The sequence below is a fragment of the Ornithinimicrobium sufpigmenti genome (assembly GCF_004322775.1).
GTDB lineage: Bacteria > Actinomycetota > Actinomycetes > Actinomycetales > Dermatophilaceae > Ornithinicoccus > Ornithinicoccus sufpigmenti.
The window spans coordinates 4,148,437-4,169,359 of record NZ_CP036403.1; the positions used below are offsets into that span (position 1 = coordinate 4,148,437).

At 72.6% G+C, this 20,923-nt stretch carries 17 protein-coding genes and 1 pseudogene; 7 read left to right on the forward strand and 11 right to left on the reverse strand.

Annotated elements, in window-relative coordinates; genetic code table 11:
• Positions 1-9: 9 nt before the first annotated feature.
• The 3 genes and pseudogenes from ESZ52_RS18940 to ESZ52_RS18950 form a co-directional block, all read right to left on the reverse strand.
• A pseudogene (locus ESZ52_RS18940) lies at positions 10-2,394 on the reverse strand (acyltransferase family protein); the annotation flags it as partial.
• Entirely contained in the window at positions 2,283-2,855 is a 573-nt protein-coding gene (locus tag ESZ52_RS18945) for a hypothetical protein (protein WP_131106314.1), read from the reverse strand. The pseudogene ESZ52_RS18940 and the gene ESZ52_RS18945, both read right to left, overlap by 112 nt.
• On the reverse strand, positions 2,848-4,368 hold the full coding sequence (locus ESZ52_RS18950) for a CCA tRNA nucleotidyltransferase (RefSeq protein ID WP_131106315.1): 1,521 nt from the start codon (positions 4,366-4,368) through the stop codon (positions 2,848-2,850). The genes ESZ52_RS18945 and ESZ52_RS18950 overlap by 8 nt, the downstream gene beginning before the upstream one ends.
• Positions 4,369-4,473: 105 nt before the next feature.
• Here ESZ52_RS18950 and ESZ52_RS18955 point away from each other — a divergent pair, with 105 nt between their 5' ends.
• The 7 genes from ESZ52_RS18955 to trxA all read left to right on the forward strand — a co-directional run bounded on the left by ESZ52_RS18955 (position 4,474) and on the right by trxA (position 14,707).
• Complete coding sequence (locus ESZ52_RS18955; RefSeq protein WP_131106316.1) at positions 4,474-4,959, forward strand: NUDIX hydrolase; 486 nt, start codon at positions 4,474-4,476, stop codon at positions 4,957-4,959.
• 6 nt (positions 4,960-4,965) lie between these two features.
• On the forward strand, positions 4,966-7,599 hold the full coding sequence (locus ESZ52_RS18960; RefSeq protein ID WP_131106317.1) for a DUF6049 family protein: 2,634 nt from the start codon (positions 4,966-4,968) through the stop codon (positions 7,597-7,599).
• On the forward strand, positions 7,596-11,435 hold the full coding sequence (locus ESZ52_RS18965) for a murein biosynthesis integral membrane protein MurJ (protein WP_131106318.1): 3,840 nt from the start codon (positions 7,596-7,598) through the stop codon (positions 11,433-11,435). The genes ESZ52_RS18960 and ESZ52_RS18965 overlap by 4 nt, the downstream gene beginning before the upstream one ends.
• Before the next feature lie 11 nt (positions 11,436-11,446).
• Complete coding sequence (gene sigM, locus ESZ52_RS18970; RefSeq protein ID WP_425600057.1) at positions 11,447-12,001, forward strand: RNA polymerase sigma factor SigM; 555 nt, start codon at positions 11,447-11,449, stop codon at positions 11,999-12,001.
• A 153-nt stretch (positions 12,002-12,154) separates the two neighbouring features.
• Positions 12,155-13,144 (forward strand): hypothetical protein, encoded by a 990-nt coding sequence (locus tag ESZ52_RS18975; protein WP_131106319.1) that lies wholly within the window; start codon positions 12,155-12,157, stop codon positions 13,142-13,144.
• 140 nt (positions 13,145-13,284) lie between these two features.
• Positions 13,285-14,316, forward strand: a complete 1,032-nt coding sequence (gene trxB, locus ESZ52_RS18980; RefSeq protein ID WP_131106320.1) for a thioredoxin-disulfide reductase — start codon at positions 13,285-13,287, stop codon at positions 14,314-14,316.
• Between the two features lie 67 nt (positions 14,317-14,383).
• Positions 14,384-14,707: a thioredoxin gene (gene trxA, locus ESZ52_RS18985; protein ID WP_131106321.1), complete on the forward strand. Its 324-nt coding sequence runs from the start codon at positions 14,384-14,386 to the stop codon at positions 14,705-14,707.
• Between the two features lie 158 nt (positions 14,708-14,865).
• Here the strand turns inward: trxA and ESZ52_RS18990 are convergent, their stop codons facing one another.
• The 8 genes from ESZ52_RS18990 to rpmH form a co-directional block, all read right to left on the reverse strand.
• Positions 14,866-15,966 (reverse strand): ParB/RepB/Spo0J family partition protein, encoded by a 1,101-nt coding sequence (locus tag ESZ52_RS18990; protein WP_131106322.1) that lies wholly within the window; start codon positions 15,964-15,966, stop codon positions 14,866-14,868.
• A 1-nt stretch (position 15,967) separates the two neighbouring features.
• Positions 15,968-17,131 (reverse strand): ParA family protein, encoded by a 1,164-nt coding sequence (locus ESZ52_RS18995; RefSeq protein WP_272948392.1) that lies wholly within the window; start codon positions 17,129-17,131, stop codon positions 15,968-15,970.
• A 76-nt stretch (positions 17,132-17,207) separates the two neighbouring features.
• Positions 17,208-17,876, reverse strand: coding sequence for a 16S rRNA (guanine(527)-N(7))-methyltransferase RsmG (rsmG, locus tag ESZ52_RS19000; RefSeq protein WP_238154384.1), 669 nt, complete (start codon positions 17,874-17,876; stop codon positions 17,208-17,210).
• A 122-nt stretch (positions 17,877-17,998) separates the two neighbouring features.
• Positions 17,999-18,706, reverse strand: coding sequence for a Jag family protein (locus ESZ52_RS19005; RefSeq protein WP_238154385.1), 708 nt, complete (start codon positions 18,704-18,706; stop codon positions 17,999-18,001).
• A gap of 29 nt (positions 18,707-18,735) precedes the next feature.
• Positions 18,736-19,734: a membrane protein insertase YidC gene (gene yidC / locus ESZ52_RS19010; RefSeq protein WP_238154386.1), complete on the reverse strand. Its 999-nt coding sequence runs from the start codon at positions 19,732-19,734 to the stop codon at positions 18,736-18,738.
• Positions 19,724-20,128: a membrane protein insertion efficiency factor YidD gene (gene yidD, locus ESZ52_RS19015; RefSeq protein WP_337590180.1), complete on the reverse strand. Its 405-nt coding sequence runs from the start codon at positions 20,126-20,128 to the stop codon at positions 19,724-19,726. Before yidD ends, yidC begins: the two co-directional genes overlap by 11 nt.
• The gene (locus ESZ52_RS19020) at positions 20,125-20,502 is read right to left on the reverse strand and encodes a ribonuclease P protein component (protein ID WP_131106324.1); all 378 of its coding nucleotides are present in this window, start codon (positions 20,500-20,502) and stop codon (positions 20,125-20,127) included. Before ESZ52_RS19020 ends, yidD begins: the two co-directional genes overlap by 4 nt.
• Positions 20,503-20,529: 27 nt before the next feature.
• A complete protein-coding gene (gene rpmH / locus ESZ52_RS19025; RefSeq protein ID WP_131106325.1) occupies positions 20,530-20,667 on the reverse strand; it encodes a 50S ribosomal protein L34 in 138 nt (45 codons plus the stop codon).
• Positions 20,668-20,923: the final 256 nt, after the last annotated feature.

The window sequence follows — 20,923 nt, forward strand, 5'->3', positions numbered from 1 at the left end:
GTCCCGCCACACGACCACGCCACCCACGATCGGGCTGCAGGTGCGCCCGGGGCAGGTGGCGTCGGTGAAGTCCAGGACCGGCAGCTGCGGCATCCGCTCCAGGAGCAGGTCGTGCCCGGTCCCGGCCCTCGCCATCCCCCCGGCCCGGTCGAAGGCGCACTGGGGGACGTCGTCGCGGTGCTCCTCGAGGCACGCTGGCACGTCGAACGGAGCGCGGGGGACGTCCCGGATCAGCGCGGGCAGCGCGCCCGTCGCGGCCACCTGCTCCACGCGCGCGGCCAGGCCACCGGCCACCGCCTCCGCACCGGTGCGGCCGTAGGAGGCAGAGGAGAGCAGGACGACGTCGGGCTGCTCCTCCTCGAGGGTCTGGGTCAGCCCTTCCTGCCACCGGCTGCACTGGGTGTAGTCCCCGGCCTGCCCGCCGCGCCGCACGACCAGGCCCAGGGCCGGCGGGCAGGAGGACTTGGTCATCACCAGCACCCGCCAGCCCCGGTCCCGACCGACCTCGTCCAGCGCCGTGACCCACATCCCCGCGTGGCTGTCCCCGACCAGAGCGATGGTCACGTCACCGTCAGGGTCCCCCGCCTCGCAGACCCCGACCTCGGTGCCGGTCAGGCTGACGAAACAGCCTTCCGGGCGCAGCACCGGGCGGTCATCCGGCACCTGCTCCAACGGGACGGCCAGCTCGCCGACGGCGCGCGGGATCTCCACCTGGGGCAGCGGCTCGCCGAGCGCGGCCGAGACGGCTGCCCCCTGCGCGGCGACCTCCTGCGGGTCCCGGCCGGGTGCCGCCGTGACGTCCGGCACGTCGTCCGGCCTGACCGGCACGTCGTCCGGCGTGAGGGTCCCGGCGCCGACCGGCTCCCGCAGCTCGTCCACCACAGCCGGGGTGCGCCACTGCGCCTCCGTCCTCGTCGCGGAGGAGGGGGCCGCCGCCAGCACCGCGACCCCGAGGAGGGCACCGGCCAGCACACAGTTGAGCCCGAGCCGCAGGGTCCGCCAGGTGACCACCGCCGCGGGCAGCTGCCCGGCGAGCGTCCGTCCGTGCCGCCGGACCGGGTCCTCGATGTAGCGGAACGACAACCAGGCCGGCACGACGGACACCAGCACCGCGAGCAGGCCCCACTGGACCGGCAGCACGTCGGGACCGCCCCGACCCACCTCTGCCAGCTCGGCGGCGACGGCGACGAACGGCCAGTGCCACAGGTAGAGGCTGTAGGACAACCGGCCCACCCACTGCAGCAGGACGTGCCGCAGCACCGCGACCGGCCCCCACGAGCCCGCCGCCGGCCCGGCGACCAGCACCATGGCCGTACCCACCGTGGGCAGGAGCGCCCAGGTGCCTGGGAAGAGGGTCTCGGTGTCGATGACGAGGAACGAGGCCACGACGAGGCCCAGACCCGCCCAGCCGACGACTGCCGCGAGCACCCGGGGGACCCGGGGCCAGGCCCACGCGCCGAGAGCGACCAGCCCGCCGAGCATCAGCTCGAAGATCCGGGTCGGGGTGACGAAGTAGGCCGAGGGGTCCTGCTGGGTCCACCACCACGACAGCCACAAGGACCCGGCGAACAGGCCCAGGGTGGTCGCCCAGGACAGCCCGGTGAACACCCGGGCCCGGCCCTTGGCCACCAGCAGGATGCCCAGCAGCAGGATCGGCCAGACGAGGTAGAACTGCTCCTCGACCGCGAGCGACCAGTAGTGCTGCAACGGGCTGGGCGCACGTTCCAGGTCGAGGTAGTCCACGGACCGTGAGGCCATCCGCCAGTTGACGAGGAAGGTGGCCGAGGCGAGCAGGTCGCCGCCGATCTCGGCCCACCGGCTCCGCGGGAGGAGCAGCAGGGTCAGCACGCCGGTGCCGACGAGCGCGGTGAGCGCCGCGGGCAGCAGCCGACGCGCGCGCCGCGCGTAGAACCGGCCGACGTCGATGCGTCCCCGCTCCCGCGCCTCCTCCAGCAGCAGCGAGCTCATCAGGAAGCCGCTGACCACGAAGAAGACGTCGACCCCGGCGAACCCCCCGGGCAACCAGGCCACGCCGGCGTGCCAGAGCAGAACCCCCAGGACCGCGACGGCCCGCAGCCCTTCGATGTCGGCGCGGAAGTGGCGGGGTACGGGCGGGACCCGCAACGCGTGCCGCGCAGCCTGCGCGGCGAGGTGCCGGCGCCGGGTCAGCGGCTGGTCGACCGACGGCTGCCCCGCGGGCGCGCCGGGGACGGCGACGGGATCCCCGGTCGCGACGGCAGGGTCCCCGCTGGGCGGAGGTGCAGGTGGTCTCGGCCCGCCGCTCACCGCGCCCCCTGCGCCACGGCGTCCGGGTGGTGGCGCAGCCAGACCCGGTGGGCGCCCTCCACCCACAGGGCGCCGGCCAGGGCCACCAGGCCCAGGCCCACCCACCACAGCGTGCGTGGCTGGACCGGGTCGGTCGGGACGCTGGCCGTGCTCTGGACGGAGTAGTCGACGTCCGGGTGGTCGCGCAGGACCAGGGCGACGGCGGTGTCGGCGGCGAGTGCGGCCAGTCGAGGGTCGGTGGCGGTGGCGCGCGCGACCACGTCCAGCCGCTCGTCGTCCTCGGCGACCTCCAGGCGCAGGTCGCCGCGCAGGCGCGCCTCCAGCTCGATCTCCTCCTCCACCGCGTCGACGAGGCGCGGGGCGGACAGCGCCACGCTGGCCCGGTCGGCCTCGATCCCGGTGGAGGCCGAGAGCGTGGCCTCGGCCGCGAACCGGTCCTCGCGCAGCACCTCGGCCCCACCGACCACCAGCGCGGCGAGCAGCACGAGGGTGATCCAGGGCAGTCCCGCGACCCGGTGCGTCCAGTGCCGCGGTGCTTCGGAGTGCCGTGGCCGACGGCGCCTACCCATCCCCCGACTCCGGCTGCTCGGCCCACCACCGCAGCAGCTCGTCGCGGGCGGCCTCCATTCCCAGGGGACCCTGGTCGAGCCGGACCGCGAGCAGGTGCTTGTAGGCACGACCGAGCACCGGGCCGGGCCGGATGCCCAGGATCTCGCCGATCTGGTGACCGTCCAGGTCCGGCCGCACCGCGCTGAGCTCCTCATCCTCGCGCAGCCGGTCGATCCTGCGCTCGAGGTCGTCGTAACTGGCCGCGAGCCGCGCCGCCTTCCGCCGGTTGCGGGTGGTGGAGTCGGAGCGGGTGAGCCTGTGCAGCCGGCCCAGGAGCGGGCCCGCGTCGGTGACATAACGGCGCACGGCACTGTCGGTCCACTCCCCCCCGCCGTAGCCGTGGAAGCGCAGGTGCAGCTCGACCAGGCGCGAGACCGAGCGGATCGTCTCCTTGTCGAAACGCAGCGCTCGCAGCCGGGCGCGGGTCATCTTGGCGCCGACGATCTCGTGGTGGTGGAAGCTGACCCCGCCCCCGGGCTCGAAGCGACGGGTCGCCGGTTTGCCGATGTCGTGCAGGAGGGCCGCCAGGCGCAGGACCAGGTCGGGGCCGGGCACCGCGTCGGGGTCAGGCTCGGCGTCCGGCCGGGCGTCCAGGTCCGCCTCTGTCCTCGCGCGCGCCGGCGGGTCCTCCAGGGCGATCGCCTGCTCCAGGACGGTCAGGCTGTGCTCGTAGACGTCTTTGTGCCGGTGGTGCTCGTCCACCTCCAGGCGCAGCGCGGGCAGCTCGGGCAGCACCTCGTCGGCCAGGCCGGTGTCGACCATGACCTCCAGGCCGGTCCGCGGGTCCGGCGCCAGGATGAGCTTGACCAGCTCGTCCCGCACCCGCTCGGCGGACACGATCGCCAGGCGGGACGACATACCCCGCATGGCCTCCAGCACCTCCGGGGCGGGCCTCAGGTCCAGCTGGGCGGTGAAGCGCGCTGCCCGCATCATCCGCAGCGGGTCGTCCCCGAAGGAGATCTCGGGGGTATGCGGTGTGCGCAGCACCCCCTCGGCCAGGTCGGCCAGGCCGCCGTGCGGGTCGACGAAGGTGAGCTCGGGCAGGCGCAGGGCCATCGCGTTGACGGTGAAGTCGCGCCGGACCAGGTCGTCCTCGAGGTTGTCGCCGAAGGCGACCATCGGCTTGCGGGAGGAGGGGTCGTAGGCGTCGGCCCGGTAGGTGGTGAACTCCAGGTGGTGCTCGTGCCGCCGGGCGCCGATGGTGCCGAAGTCGCGACCCACGTCCCACGTGGTCTGCGCCCACCCCTGCAGCACCTGCTCGATCTGGTCGGGAAAGGCGGAGGTGGCGAAGTCGAGGTCGGGCGAGGTGCGGCCCAGGAAGGCGTCCCGCACCGGGCCCCCGACGAGGGCCACCTCGTGCCCGGCGGCGGCGAAGCGCTTCCCGATCTCGGTGAGGAGCGACAGCGTCGGGGTCAGGTGGCGCAGGGCGCGCAGGAGGAGTGCGGCGTCGGTCTGGTCGGTGGGTGCGGGCATAGCACGTCAAGGGTAGTCGCCGCAGGTGAACACCCCGTTCGCCGTCCGCGCGACCCCCCGCGTGGATGCCTGCCCTCCTCCAGCCGCACTGGTTATGGTGGGGTGATGACCATGACATCGCCGCGTTCGCAGCCTGCGGCGCGACGGCTGCCGTCGGTCAACGAGACGTCTGCTGGGGGCGTGGTCATCGACGTGCACGAGGGGCGGGCCCGGATCGCCATCATCGCCCGGCACAACCGATCGGGACGGCTGGAGTGGTGCCTGCCCAAGGGGCACGTCGAGCCGGGCGAGACGCTGGTCGAGACGGCCGAGCGGGAGGTGGCCGAGGAGACCGGGATCGAGGGTCGGGTGCTGGTCAGTCTGGGCACCATCGAGTACTGGTTCACCACGCCGTCGTACCGGATCCACAAGATGGTGCACCACTACCTGCTGGAGGCGACCGGGGGGCGGCTCACGGTCGAGAACGACCCGGACCACGAGGCCGTCGACGCGATCTGGGTGCCCCTGGACGAGGTGCACCGCAAGCTCACCTTCCCCAACGAGCGCCGCATCGCCCGCGAGGCGTGGCACCGCCTGACCCGGACCGCCTGACCGGCCGTGGCCCCGACGACCCGCCTGCGCGCGTGGGCGGCGCGTTCCCCGCGTCTGCCCGGCGTGCTGGCGACACCGGTGGTGGCCGTGCTCGTCGCAGCTGCAGGGGTCGGTGGGGCGCCGGTGGGTGCGACGGCCGCTCCGTCGGGCGCCGACGAGGGACAGGACGCTGACGACGGCGACGAGGGCGGCGAGGGCGGCGACGACCTCGACCAGGGTGGGGAGCTGCGCATCCTGCTCGACGAGGTCGACCCGGTCGTGGTCCGGCCCGGGCAACCGGTGACGCTACGGGGACGACTGGTCAACGACGGTCCCGACGTGAGCCGGCTCAACCTGCTGACGGTGGCGGCTGCTGTGGGGCCGCTCGTCTCTCGGGCCGACGTCGCGGGCTGGGTCGAGGGGACCGACCCCCGGTCCGCGTCCTGGGTGCTGGGGGACGACGCGATCGGTGCCGTCGTCCCGCCGGGGGGCCAGGAGGAGTTCGAGATCACCGTGCCCGGCTCCTCGCTGGAGCTCCTGCCGGCCAACCCGGCCGTGCTGGGTGTCGAGCTGGTCGCCTCGGCGGAGGACGAGGCTGACCGGGTGCCCGTGCCGGACGACTCTGCTCCAGCGGTGCTGCGCACCGTCCTCTCCACCATGGGGCAGCCGGCGGTGGACGTGCCGCTGGAGACGACGTGGGTGGTGCCGCTCACCCTGCCCCCGGACGCGGACCTGTCCAGTCCGGACGACACCGAGCACACCGCCGCCTGGCTGTCGGCAGTGGGTCAGGAGTCGTCGGTGCGCCAGTGGCTGGAGCACCTGACCGTCCCGGAGGTCACCTGGTGGGTCGACCCCGCCACCCTCGTGGCGCACCGGCCGGCCGAGGCTCTCGCGGTCGCCCCACCGGAGGACGCCGAGGACCCGGACCCGCCGGCGGTGACCGAGCCGCCCGAGGCCACCGGTCCCGGCGGATCCGAGCAGCCCACCGCGCCGGACGACGCCGAGCGGGTGACCACGGGTCCAGGGTCGCCGCAGCCCACGCCCACCGGCACCGCGGCCACCAGCCCGTCACCGACCGACGGGCCGGGTGACCGGGTCGACCCCACCCACGGCGGTGTCGAGGATGGCGGGGACCGGACCTCCTCGCCCGCACCCGTCCCCCCTCCCGACGCCGCGGCCACGTCCGCACCCGGACCCGACCCCGAACCGCAGCCGGTGCCCGACCCCGAGCCCGACCCCGAGCCCGAGCCCGAGACCCTCGAGGAGGCCCTGGCCCGGCTGCGTCTGCTGCTCACCGACGTGGACCCCGAGCTGCTGTGGTGGCTGCCCACCGACGACCCCGATCTGGCCGTCCTGGTCGCGGAGGCCGAGACCGTGCCGAGCACCGTGGCCGACGACCTGCTCACCCGGGTCCCCGCGACCGCATCGCCCGCCGTCACCCGGCTGCTGCGGCAGGGTCGGCAGGACGTCGCCTGGCCGGCCCTCGCCGCCCCCACGGCCGACGACGTCGCGGCGATCTCCGACCTCTACGCACGCACCCGGGACGGCGGACTGGGAGCTGTGCTGGTGCCGCGGGAGACGTTCACGGCCGACTCGACCGCTCCACCCCGCCTCGGCGCGGTCTCCCTGGGGGACGTCCGGGAAGTCATCGCCCTCGGCGCGGACTCCTGGACCAGCGGCCTGGTGGCCGCCAGCGGCACGGACGCGGAGAAGCACGGTGCGGGCGCCGCCGCGCAGCGGGTCCTGGCTCACACGCTCGGGACCTGGCTGGAGGCACCGGCCAGCCCCCGCACCCTGGTCATCGCCCCACCCCGCGGCACGGCGATCCCACCGGAGGTGCTCGACCAGCTGAGCATGGGCTGGACGCAGGCGCAGTGGCTCTCACCGGTCAGCGCCCAGGAGGTGCTCGATCGTGCGGAGGAGCTCGACCCGGTGGGGCTGAGCGGCATCGCACCCCAGGAGGAGGTCCTGGGCCCGCTCTCCGATCTGGTCGTCCCACCGGCCAGCCCGCTCGGCACCTCGCGGGCCCGTGACCTGGTCCGCCTCCAGGAGGACCTCGACGGGCTGGCCCAGATCCTGCGCGACACCGACGCCCTGCGTTCCTGGGAGCCGGTGCTCGACGGCCAGTGGTCCACGCGGTGGCGCCACGACGAGGACGCGTGGGTGTCGACCTGGCGCACCCTCCGGCACGAGGTGCGCAGCACCCGCGACGCCGTGTACCTGCTCCCCAGCAGCGTCAACTTCGTCGCCGACCAGGGCGTGATCCACCTCACCGTCGTCAACGACCTGCCCGTGGCGGTCGAGGACGTGCGGCTCCGGGCGCGCCCCAGCAACGGCCGGCTGCAGGTGACCGGACAGCCGGACCCGGTCGACATCGGTCCCGGCAGCCGGGCCACCGTCCCCTTCGAGGCCCGGGCGATCACCCGCGGCGAGACCCTGCTGGAGGTGCGGATCGCCACCCCGGGGGGCACCACGCTCGGCGAGGACACGGAGGTCAACGTCCGCGTGCAGCCGACCGGCGTCTGGATCTACTGGGTGCTGGGGGGCCTGGCGGGGGTGGTTCTCGTGCTGGGCCTGCGCCGGGCGCTCACCTCCTCCTCGCGCGCAACGGCATACCCTGGCTCGTCCCCCTCCCCCGGCTCCGAGGAGCACCCGCAGTGAGCGCGAGCACCGCCAGCGAGGAGCACGGCTCCAGCCGGGCCCTGGCCCGATCCAGCGCGGTCATGGCCAGCGGCACCCTCGTCTCCCGCGTCCTCGGCCTGGTCCGGATGGCCCTGCTCGCCTGGGCGATCGGCAACCTGACGCCGGCGGCGAACATCTGGGAGACGGCCAACACCATCCCCAACGCGATCTTCCTGCTGCTGGCGGCGGGCGTGCTCAACGTGCTGCTGCTCCCCCAGCTCACCCGGGCGATGGCGCGTGGTCGCGAGGGTCGGGACTACTCCGACCGCCTGCTCACCCTCTCGGTCGCGCTCCTCGTCGTCGGCACCCTCGTCTTCTGGGCGGCCACCCCCCTGGTCACCAAGCTCAACGCGCTCGCCTGGGAGTGGGGCTCGCCCGAGCTGACCCTGGCGATCATGTTCGCCTACTTCTGCATCCCGCAGATGCTGTTCTACGGGCTGCACACCGTCCTGGGGCAGGTGCTGGCGGCGCACCACCGGTTCGCCGCCTACATGTGGAGCCCGGCGTTGGCCAACGTGGTCCAGATCGCAGGGATCCTGCTCTTCGCGTGGCGCTACCCGACGGCCAACCAGGTGCCGCCCGAGGGGTGGACCTTCCCGATGATCGCCCTGCTCGGCGGCTCGGCCACCCTCGGCATCGTGCTGCAGGCGCTGGTGCTCTTCCCCGCGGTCCGGGCCACCGGTTTCCAGTGGCAGCCGCGGTGGGGCTTCCGGGGGGTGGGGCTGGGCACCGCCGGGGTGATGGCGTTCTGGGCGTTCGCGGAGGTCGGCCTGTCCCAGGGCGGGATGCTCGCCGTCAACAACCTGCTCGCTTGGGCCGTCGTGGACGTGCCCGAGGCGGCCGGCCGCAACGTCTACTTCTATGCCTTCTCGGTCTTCATGCTCCCGCACAGCCTGCTTGCGCTGTCGCTGCTGACCGCTCTCTACCCCGTGCTGTCCAAGGCCGCCGCGGCCGGGGACCTCCGCGGGATGGCGGCCCGCACCGAGACCGGCCTGCGGATGCTGCTGACGGCGATGGTGCCGATCGCTCTCGGCATGCTGCTGCTGGCGCCCCTGCTGGTCCGGGTGATCTACCCCTTCTCCACCGACGCCGCGCATGCCGCGATCGCCCCGGTCGTCCAGGCGTTCACCATCGGGCTCATCTTCTACGGCGTGTACCTGCTGTGCAGCCGCGTCTTCTACTCCTTCGAGGACGCCCGCACGCCGTTCTTCTTCCAGGTGGCGCTGACCACGACCCTGCTGCTGGCCGCGCTGTTCGCGCTGACCCAGCCGGAGACCCGGGCGGCGGTCATCGCCGCGGCGGGGCAGGGCGTGGGGCAGATCATCGCTGCCGGGATCGGGCTGTATGCGGTGCGCCGCCGCCTGCCCGACCTGCAGCTCCGTCCGGCCGCCAGCACGTTGGGGCGGGCGCTGCTCGCCTCGGGGGTGGCCCTCCTGCCGGCGTGGGGGCTGGTGCGGCTGCTGGACCGCCCCGGCCTCCTGGGGGCGGTCGTGGCCCTGGCCGTCTCCGGTGTCGTCTACCTTGCCGTCTACGGCGTGCTCGCGCTGGTGCTGGGGGTGGGGGAGATCCGCACGGTGGCGGCGCCGTTGCTGCGGCGGGTGCCCGGCCTGAGCCGGTTCGCCCCCAGCTCCACCGAGCTGGAGGTCATCGCCGCCGAGGCGGCCGGGCCGGTGCCTGGAGACCCCGGACAGGGTGAGCCGACGGCCGCCGGGGTGCATCCTGGCGGCCCGGCGGGGCAGCTCGCACCCACCCCCACCAGCACCCCCACCAGCACCCCCACCAGCGCGGCATCATCGTCCACGGACGTGGGAGAGGGCACACTAGGTGGGCAGGACGCCCCCGCCGGGGTGTCGCACGGCGGAGAGGACAGCACCATGGATCGGCTCGAGGTAGGCGCCCGGCTGGGCGACCGCTATGCCCTCGAGGAGCTGCTCGCCGAGCGCGAGGGCGGTGGGCTGCAGTACTGGTCGGCCCGCGACGTCACCCTCGACCGGCTCGTCGCCGTCACCGCGCTGCCCTCCTCCGGCGAGGACGCGGCCATCGCCGAGGCGGTGCTCGACGGCGCCCGGCGGGTGGCCTCCGTCGACGACCCGCGCCTGGTCCGGGTCCTGGACGTCGGCGACGCCGACGGCATCTGCTGGGTGGTCGAGGAAGGTCTGACCGAGGCCGAGTCCCTGGCCTCGCTGGTCGCCGAGCAGCCGCTCCCCGCGGAGGAGGTGCGCCGGCTCGTCGGCGAGGCCGCCGCCGGGCTGGAGTCCGCCCGCCGGCGCGGGCTGCACCACCTCTACCTCAACCCGCACTCGGTCCTGCGCACCACGGACGGCACGGTCAAGGTGTCGGGGGTCGGGGTGGCCTCGGCCCTGGAGGGGACGGACGACGTCACCTCCGACGAGGCGAGCATCATCGACACGGCCGACCTGGTCTCCCTGCTCTACACCGGCCTGACGGGCCGGTGGCCCGGCGAGGACCTCCCCGGCGTCCGGACCGCCCGCCGCCTCGCCGACGACTCGCTCCCCGCACCCTCGGAGCTGGTCGCCGGCGTGCCCGGCGACCTCGACGCGCTGTGCCGGATGGTGCACGGCGCGGGGACCGACCTCAGCTCGGCACCGCGTACTCCGGGAGAGCTGGCGCGCCAGCTCTCGCCCTGGTCCTCCGAGATGGTCCGCGGGCCCAGGCCCGGAGAGCTGACCGCGCCGACGGACACCCAGGAACGCGGCGGACTCGCGGCCACCGACGCCCTGACCGCCGCCGCGGGGGCTTCGGCGGCGGCGACCGCCGCCCACCCGACGCGGGCCGAGGACGTCGACGCCGATGAAGCCCAGAGCGAGGGCTCGGGCGACGAGACCACCGTGGTGCCGCAGACCTACTACCGCACCTCGCGCAGGACCGCGCCCGCTGACGAGAGCGCCGAGATGGATGGCCTGTTCGCCTCGGGCGAACGCGCGGCGCAGGAGCACGACGAACGTGAGCGGTCGGCCCGCACCCAGGCGGTGCCCGTCGGGGCAGCAGCCGCCGGGGCCTCGATGGCCTCGGGTGGTCCTGTGCGGGCCGGGGCGGGCTCGGGCGGTGCAGGTTCGGACGGGCATGACGGCGGGTATGACGGCACCGGTGGCCTGGACGAGGCACGCGGCACCGGCCTGCAGACGGCAGCGGTCATCGGGGTGATCCTGGCCATCCTCGCGGGCGCCTTCCTCATGGGCTGGGTCCTCATCGGCGGCCTCGGCGGCGAGGACGAGCCGTCAGGGGGCGGGACGACGGCGAGCGCGCCGGAGGAGACCCAGGGCGGCGGTGACACCGACGTGGCCACCGCGACCGAGGACACGGGCGGGCAGACGGCGTCCCCCGAGCCCCAGCAGACCGAGGAGCCGCCGGCAGCCGTACCCGAGGGTGAGGTCAGCATCGTCGGCATCACCTCCTTCGACCCCGAGGGGGACAACGACGAGCGCAACGACCTGACCCCGTTGGCCGTCGACGGCGACCCCGAGACGGCGTGGCGCTCACACACCTACCTGTCGCCCGACTGGGGCTCGCTCAAGAGTGGTGTCGGCCTGATCCTGGACCTGGGCGAGGGCGCGACCGTCAGCGAGGTGGACGTGGACCTGGACGAGGCAGGCGTGGCCGCGAGCCTGTGGCTCTCCGAGGAGCCCACCCGCGAGGGTGGCACCGAGCTGGGCTCGGGCAGCGACCTGGAGGGCACCTGGACGGTGGCCCCGGAGAGCCCGGCGACCGGCCGCTACCTCATCCTGTGGTTCGACACCGCTGCGACGACCGATGCCGGTGAGGTCGTCGGCGTGCGCGAGATCGTCGTCCGCTGACTTCGGTGACGGTGGTGAGCACGGGCACTGAGCTGGCGGAGGTCGACGACCTCACCCTCCTGCGGCGGCACCAGGACGGCGACCGGGACGCCTTCGGCGAGCTCTTCCGCCGGCACCGGGACCGCATGTGGGCGGTCGCCCTGCGCACGGCCCGCGACCCGGAGGTGGCCGCCGACGCGGTGCAGGACGCCTTCCTCAATGCCTTCCGCCGGGCCGGGTCCTTCCGCGGCGACTCCCAGGTCACGACCTGGCTGCACCGGATCACGGTCAACGCCTGCCTGGACCGGCTGCGTCGGCAGCGGCCGACGGCCGACCTCGACGACCACGACCCGGTGGAACCCCGCGACGGACACCACGCGGTGGAGGTGCGGCTGGACGTGCGGCAGGCGCTGGACCAGCTGCCGGAAGGTCAGCGGCTCGCCCTCGTCCTCGTCGACATGCACGGCATGAGTGTCGCCGAGGCTGCGCAGGTGCTGGAGGTGGCGGAGGGCACGGTGAAGTCCCGCTGCTCCCGCGGCCGGGCGACGATGGCCGGCCTGCTCGGCCATCCGCGAGGTGAGTCATGAGGACCACCGATGTCAGCGACGTGACCCACGCCACGTCCGGTGGCCCGGTCGCTGAGGGAACCGCGTCGGGCAGCCGGTCGTCGTACCCCTGTAGGCGCCACCCTGGCCGCCGTCCGACAGCGTCACCAATGTCCGGGAGGAGGACGATCTGTCATGTCTGGACCCGCTGACCGCGACCCCGACGAGGCCGACCCCACCGGAATCCGTGAGCTGCTGGCTGGCCTGCCCGACCCCGGGCCCATGCCCGAGGACCTGGTCCGCCGCATCGAGGCACGGCTCGAGGTGGAGCAGGCTGCTCGCGAGCAGGGGGCGACCCACCCACTGGGACGCCACGCTGACCGCGTGGTCGACCTGGCCAGCGAGCGCGGCCGCCGGCGCCCCGGCCGCACCCTGGCCTGGTTGGGGGCAGCCGCTGCCGGCCTGGTGGTGACGGCCGCCGTCGTGCCGCAGCTCGTCGACGGCACCGGGGGCGGCGACAGCGGCACTGCTGCCTACTACCCGACGCGTGGACAGACCGACAGCGGTGAGATGCACGAGGACGCTGCTGCCGACGGGGCCGACGACGCCCTCGCTGATGGGGATGCTGACGGGGATGCTGACGAGGGTGCTGACGACGGCCTGGACCGCGACGCTGCCGGCGGTGACGAGGACGCCGAAGGCGGGGGGGCACCGTCCTTGTCGTCCGTGGACGAGGAGACCGATGCCGCGGCGGCCGACGGTGGAGGTGACAGCGGTGCCGCTCCGTCCGCCCCTGTACCACCGCTGACCCTGGACGGGCCACTGGTCCTGCTGGAGGACCTGGGCCTGGTCGAGCACGAGGCCCTGACCGAGACGATGCTGCAGGCCGTGGACGAGCACGATGCGAGCTCTCCCACGTCTCCTGGGCTCTCGCCCGGGTCGGGGGTGCTGACCGAGGGAGAGGCGACCTCGTGCTGGCGGGAGCTGGCGGCGATCCATACCTTCGACCTCTACGTCGCCGCACCCGCCCAGGTCGTGCTCCCGGAGGGAGAGCGCCAGGGCGAGCCCGTGGTGGCCCTCCTCGGCCTGCACGACGACGGCTCGGCCCGGTCCTGGGTCATGCCCCAGGAGTGCACCCGCGACCCGGAGACGCTCCCGCTGATGCAGGGCCAGCAGCACGGCTGATCCCGGAAGGCAGCAGCACGGCTGGTGTCCGGGGATCGGCCGTTGTGGACGGGGAACATCCCCGTCCTAGGATCTGTTGTGGAGACTACGCCCGCGATCCTCCCTGTGCCCGCCCCTGCGGGCCGGTCAGAAAGGTGTTCATGAGCATCATCGTGCCCCAGCCCTCCGCTCCGTCGACCAAGGGTGAGGTCCGAGATGTCATCATCGTCGGATCCGGCCCGGCCGGGTACACCGCCGCCGTCTACACCGCCCGCGCCAACCTGCGCCCTCTCGTCTTTGAGGGGTCGGTGACCGCCGGTGGGGCGCTGATGAACACCACCGACGTGGAGAACTTCCCTGGCTTCCCCGAGGGCATCATGGGCCCGGAGCTGATGATGAACATGCGCGAGCAGGCCGAGCGGTTCGGCGGGGAGATGATCCGCGACGACGTGATCGAGATGGACCTGTCCGGGCCGGTGAAGACGGTGACGGACGGCTCCGGCGACGTGCACCGCGCCCGCAGCGTGATCCTCGCCATGGGCTCGGCCTACCGCGAGCTCGGGCTCCCGCGGGAGAAGGAGCTCTCCGGCCACGGCGTGTCCTGGTGCGCCACCTGCGACGGCGCCTTCTTCCGCGACCAGGACATCCTCGTCGTCGGGGGCGGTGACTCGGCGATGGAGGAGGCGACGTTCCTGACGCGCTTCGCGCGCAGCGTCACCGTCGTGCACCGGCGCGAGGAGCTGCGGGCGAGCAAGATCATGGCCGAGCGCGCGCTGCACGACCCGAAGATCCGCTTCGCCTGGAACTCCGCCGTCAGCGCGCTGCACGGCGAGCCCAAGCTGACCTCGGTCACCCTGACGGACACCCGCACGGGCGAGGAGCGCGAGGTCCCCACGACCGGCCTGTTCGTGGCCATCGGTCACGACCCCCGGAACGAGCTGGTCCGAGGCCAGGTGGCGCTGGACGACGAGGGCTACGTCCTCGTCCAGGGGCGGACGACCGCCACCGACGTGCCGGGTGTCTTCGCCTGCGGCGACCTGGTCGACCACACCTACCGGCAGGCGATCACCGCCGCGGGCAGCGGGTGCTCGGCCGCGCTGGACGCGGAGCGCTACCTCGCGGCCCAGGACGACGCCGGCCAGCCTGACCCCGGCGCGGCCCAGACGCCCGAACCCGTCGGCGCGGACGCCTGACCCCGCGGGCAGCCGCCGACGCAGACCTATCCAGTTCCACCAGATCTAGTGCGAGAGTAGGAAACCCATGGCTACCACCCCCACTTCCGATGCCACCTTCACCGAGGACGTGCTGCAGCACGACGGGCCCGTCCTCGTCGACTTCTGGGCCCCCTGGTGCGGCCCCTGCAAGATGATCGCCCCCGTCCTGGAGGAGCTCTCCGAGGAGTGGGGCGACAAGCTCAAGGTCGTGAAGCTCAATACCGACGAGAACCCCGCGACCACCCAGGCCTACGGCATCACTGGCATCCCGACGATGAACGTCTACCAGGGCGGCGAGGTCGTCAAGACCCTGGTCGGCGCCCTGCCGAAGAAGAAGCTGGCTCAGGAGCTGGAGCAGTTCACCTCCTGATCCACCGGTGACGCCCTGAGCACCGCGTCGGGCGATCAGTTCCAGCAGAAGCCGTCCACAGGGTTATCCACATCCCTGTGGACGGCTTCGCGGTTTCCTGTGGACAACTGGCGCCCGGTGCCCGGCCGTGCTGCGCGCCCGGTCAACGTCAGGGCAGGTCACCCGCGGTCGAGCAGCTCCAGGATCCGGTCCAGGTCCTCCTGGCCAGCGAACTCGACGGTGATCCGTCCCTTGCGCCGTCCCATGGCGACCTGGACGCGGGTCTCGAGGCGGTCCGACAGCCGCTCCGCCACCTCCTGCAGTTCCGGGGAGGGGTCACCGCGCCGCGTCGGCCGACGGGTCTGAGCCTGGTCCTGCTCGCCCAGCAGCACGATCTCCTCCACCGAGCGCACGGACAGGCCCTCGGCGACGATCCGCTGTGCCAGCCGCTCCATGGCCGCCCCGTCCGGCAGGCCCAGGAGGGCACGGGCGTGACCGGCGCTGAGCACCCCGGACGCGACCCGGCGAGCGACCATCGGAGGGAGCTTGAGCAGGCGGATGGTGTTGCTGATCTGCGGACGGGAGCGGCCGATCCGCGTGGCCAGCTCCTCGTGCGTGCAGCCGAAGTCCTCCAGCAGCTGCTGGTACGCCGCTGCCTCCTCCAACGGGTTCAGCTGGGCGCGGTGCAGGTTCTCCAGCAGTGCGTCCCGCAGCATGTGCTCGTCGTCGGTCGCCCGGATGATCGCCGGGATGGTGCTCCGGCCCGCCGCCTTCGTCGCCCGCAACCGGCGCTCGCCCATGACGAGCTCGAAGGGGGGCTGTGCCCCTCCGCGCTCGTCCTGGGTGACGCGCCGGATCACGACGGGCTGGAGAACCCCCAGCTCCTCGATGCTGCGCACCAGCTCGGCCAGCTCGTCCTCGTCGAAGACCTCACGAGGCTGTCGAGGGTTGGGCCGGATGTCCTCGACCGGCACCTCGGCGAACGTCGCTCCGGGCACCGGGGTGAGCCCTTCAGATCCCTCGTCTGCGGGCGCCGGAACGACGGCGGAGTGAGTCTCAGCTCCACCCGCCCGCCCCGTCTCCACCGCGGCGCCGTCCGGAGCGGCGGGACCACCGTGGTTTCCCGTGAAACCGGACGCGGCATCCGCCGTGCCCTCCGCGGAAGAGCCGGCGTGGTCCGAGCGCGGGAAGAAGACGTCGCGAGGACGCTCCTGGTCGCTGGGGGCGGAGGGGATGAGAGCGCCCAGCCCTCGTCCCAGGCCGCGACGTCGATCGGTCATGTCACACCTCCTGGCGGCGCATCTCGGCAGCCGCCTCTGCATAGGACAGTGCGCCCGCACTGCCAGGGTCGTAGGTCATCACGGTCTCGCCGTGGCTCGGCGCCTCGCTGACGCGCACCGAGCGGGGCACGGCGGTGCTCAGGACCCGGTCCCCGAAGTACTCACGCACCTGGTCGGCCACATCCGAGGCCAGCCGGGTCCGTCCGTCGTACATGGTCAACAGGATCGTCGAGATCCGCAGGTCGGCATTGAGATGCTGCTGGATCAGCTCGACGTTCTTCATGAGCTGGCTCAGCCCCTCAAGTGCGTAGTACTCACACTGGATGGGGATGAGCACCTCCCGCGCCGCCACGAAGGCGTTGACGGTCAGCAAGCCGAGGCTGGGCGGACAGTCGATGATCACCAGGTCGACCGGCTGCTCCTGCTCCGCCAGGTACACCTCAAGCGCCCGGCGCAGTCGGTTCTCGCGGGCCACGAGCGGCACGAGCTCGATCTCGGCCCCCGCGAGGTCGATGGTGGCCGGCGCACACAGTAGGCCTGGCACCTGGGGGCATGGTTGCACCACCTCGGCGAGGGGCACCCCGTCGATGATGACGTCGTAGATGCCGGCAGTCCCGCTGGAGTGGGGGATGCTCAGGGCGGTGCTCGCGTTGCCCTGAGGGTCCATGTCGACGACCAGCACCTGCAGGCCATCCAGAGCCATGGCGGCGGCGATGTTGACCGCCGTCGTGGTCTTGCCCACGCCGCCCTTCTGGTTGGATACCGTGATGATCCGCGTGCCGTCCCACGGCGCGTCGCGTGTTTCACGTGCAACACGCTCTTCGGTAGACCGTGCGCCAACGGCCAGCGGAACCGGCGTCCCGGGAGGTCGCGAATCCGTCACACCCACACCGGCGGCGGCCTCATCGGGCCCCTGCGTCGTTTCACGTGGAACGTCGTCCACGCCGTCGGGCGTTCCGGTCGGGTCTTCGACACCCGGTGGCTGAGCCTGCGGACCGGTCGTGGCGAGATCGGCAACCGCCTGCGTCGTTTCACGTGGAACACGGCCGGCCGGGGAACCGATGTCCCCCGGTTCGGCGGGCCACCCGAGGCTGGCGTTGCGGAACGTGGGCGGAAGGGACGGTGTGGAACCGGCGGGCCAACCGAGAGAGGAGGACGTCGACATGAGGCCTCTATCTTCGCTGATCGCCTGCCCCTGACCAAGCCGACGGGCCGGTCCGCGCACCGGGGGTAGGACGACGTCAGCGCGAGGCTGAGGGTCCTCGTCGGCCGCGCTTCTTCGAGGCGCGGGCGCGGGCGGGACGACTCCTGGCCGCGCCCTTTCCCTCCGGCTGCCACTCGTGCGGCCGGACGATCTCGACCACCCGGACCGGCTCACTGACGTGACCCTCTCCCAGGACGTGCATCGTGCTGTGCTCCACGCCTGCCCGGCGAAGCACGTCCTGCGCCTGCTCGAGCTCCGCACCGGCGGCCTCGCCCTTGAGGGCCAGCAGACGACCGCCGGGAGTCAGCAGCGGGAAGGACCACGCCACCAGCCTGTCCAGCGAGGCCACGGCCCGGGCGGTGACCACGGGTGCCGCCAGGGTCATCTCCTCTGCCCGCCCGCGGTGCACGGTCACGTTCGTCAGACCGAGCTCGTCAATCGTGGCCTCGAGCCAGGTCGTGCGCCGCAGCAGTGGCTCCACGAGGTGCACCTCCAGGTCGGGCCGCGCGATCGCGAGCACGACTCCGGGCAGCCCGGCCCCCGACCCGATGTCGATCACGGTCGTGCCCTGGGCCAGCAGCGCCTGGGGTAGGGCGCAGTTGACCAGGTGCCGCTGCCAGAGCCGTGGTGCCTCCCGTGGGCCTACCAGGCCATGACTGATCCCGGTGGTGGCCAGCAGGTCGGCATACCGGCGCGCGAGGCCCAAGGAGTCACCAAACACCCGGGCGGCCTCGACAGGCGGCTCCGGTGCCCCTGAAACGGGTGGCGGGACCGGGGGTCGAGCCCCCTGCTCCCCGCCACCACGAGACTGCCCCATACTTGCGGACGTCAGCTGCCGGGGAGGATGACCACGTAGCGTCCCGGCTCGGCACCCTCGGACTCGGAGTGCAACCCGGCAGCCAGGACCTCGTCGTGGACGACCTTGCGCTCGAACGCCGTCATCGGCTCCAGCTCGCGGCGCTCACCGCTCTCCTTGACCGCGGCGATCGCCTGCTGGGCCGTCTTCACCAGCTCACTGCGCCTGCCGGAGCGGTACCCCGCCACGTCAAGCATGAGCCGGCTGCGGTCACCGGTCTCCGCCTGGACGGCGAGTCGGGTCAGCTCCTGCAGCGCCTCCAGGACCTCACCACCGGGGCCGACCAGCCGCTGGGGGGCGGCGCCATCCTCGGAGTCCACGATGGCCACCGCGGCTCGGTCGCCGTCCACGTCGACCTCGAGGTCACCGTCCAGGTCGGCGATGTCCAGCAGCGTCTCCAGGAAGTCCGCGGCGATCTCCCCCTCTCGGACCAGGTCCTGGGCAGCGACCTGGGACCGGGGGGACGCCGCCCCGAGGGTGTCTGCTGAGGCGGATGTGTCCCCGTCCACCTCGTCCACCTCGGCAGCCTCCTCCGTCTCTTCCGCCTCATCCGCCGCAGGGGCGTGGGGGTTCTCGGGCGTCGTGGTCGTCTCGTCCGTGTCCGACGTCGTCTGCACGTTGTCCTCTGCGGGCGTGTCCAGGACGGTGCCGTCCTCGGGCTGGCTGGTGCTCGTGCTCATCGCTGTGGTTGCTCCTTGGTCGCGAATCATCAGCGCTTCTTGGCGCGCTTCTTGCTCTTGGGCTGGACCCGTTGCCCGCTGGCCTTCACCTTGGCGGCCTCCTCGGCCTCGGCGGCCTGGCGGTCGGCCATGAAGTTCGGGTTCTTCAGCTGGATACCGGTAGCGGCCTTGCCCTTACGGGCCATCCGCTCCTGGTACTTCTTCTCCGCCGGCGTGTTCGGTGCCGGCATGTTGCGGATGACCATGAACTGCTGACCCATCGTCCACAGGTTGCTCACCGTCCAGTAGACGAGCAGGGCGATCGGGAAGTTCACCCCGGTGACGGCGAAGACGATCGGCAGCGCATAGATCATGATCTGCTGCTGCCGGGCCATCGGGCTGTTCAGCGCCTCGGGCGACATGTTCTGACGCATCAGCTGGTGGCTGGTGATGAACTGCGTCACCGACATGACGATGATCAGCACCACCGCCAGGATCTTCGCCGACAGGTCCTGGTGGTGCAGGAAGGTCGCGGTCAGCTCGGCGCCGAAGATCGTGGAGGTGGCCATGTGCGTGGCCAGCTCGGTGCTGAACAGGCCCATCGGCTCCCGCTCGCCGGCCGCCACCGCCGCGGCCGTGTTGAGCAGGCGGAAGAGCGCGAAGAAGAACGGCATCTGGACCAGGATCGGCAGACACATGCCGAACGGATTGGCCCCGGCCTCGCGGTAGAGGCCGAACATCTCCTGCTGCAGCTTCTGCTGGCTGGCCTGATCCTTCTTGCCCTTGTACTTGGCCTGGATCTTCATCAGCTCCGGCTGCACGATCTGCAGCCGGCGCTGGCTCTTGATCTGCCGCAGCATCAGCGGCGTCAGCATCGCCCGCAGGGTCAGCACCAGGCCGATGATCGCCAGCACCCAGGTCCAGCCACTGTCGACCGACATGCCCATCCGGACGAAGAGCCACTCGAAGCCGACCAGGATGGCCGAGTTGAACCAGATGAACGGGAACAGGAGGGTGTCGAAAAAGCCCATGTGGTCCTCAGTGCTCATGGTGAGCAGGGCTCACCGGGGTGATGTGGGTATGTGGTGTCCCGACGACCGGGTGCGGAGCGGCCGCGCTGTCACGGGCGGCGGCCTCTCCACGGGGCGGGGGGACATGGTCCACGCCCCCCGCGGACCAAGGATTGCAGCGCAGCACCCGCCAGACGGTCAGCGCCGTGCCACGGAGCAGACCATGACGCTCCAGCGCGGTCACGCCATACGCCGAGCAGGAGGGGTAGTAGCCGCACACCGGGCCGAACAGCACGGAGAGCGTGCGTTGGTACAGCCGGATCAGCAGCACCAGGGGGACGGTCAGCACACTACGCCGTTCCCCGGGGGACACCCCGCCCCGGTGCACGTCGCGCAGGTGGTCCGTCTGCCAACGCAGGGGTTTGCTCCTCATCGGAGCACCCGCTGCAGGGCCTCGTCCAGGTCCGCGCCGAGCTCGGCCGAGGAGGCGGTCGCCGCGCGTGGCTGGGCGCGCACGACCAGGTCGGTCCCGTCGGGGACCTGGCCCAGGCGGACACCCACCTGCACCCGCAGCCGGCGGATCACCCGGTGCCGCACGACCGAGTTACCCACGGCCTTGGACACCACAAAACCCACGCGCGGCGGGCGCGTGGGCACGGTGGTGTCGGTGGACATCGCGGCGTGGACGACGAGCAGCTCGGTGCCCGCCCGGCGACGACGCGCATCCCCCGGTTGCTCGGTACGCCCTCGCCTCAGTACACCTCGGTAGTCCTCCGGGCGGGAGAGTCGGTGACGACGCGGGAGCATCGCGGGCGCCGGAGCGGCCGACGCCGCTCAGGCGGACAGGCTCGAGCGGCCCTTGGTGCGGCGCGCGTTCAGGATGGCTCGACCAGCACGGGTCCGCATACGCAGACGGAAGCCGTGCTTCTTGGCGCGGCGGCGGTTGTTGGGCTGGAAGGTGCGCTTGCTCATGGTGCTGCTCCGGGGTCGGGGTGGGTCAGGTCGCTGGGCAGGGTCGGCCGCCAACGAAGGCCCACGGCAGGCGCACGCGTGTGGAGGCTGAACCCATGGGCAGGCGAAAGCGGCCGGAAATCGGCCTCCCTTACGGTACGTTCCGCGCCACCCCGGGGTCAAACCGGCGGCGGTAGACCGAGGTTCGCGTCCCGGATCCAGTCTCAGCTCGAGTCAGAACTCGAGTCATCGACTGCGTCCGAAGATGGCGAACCGC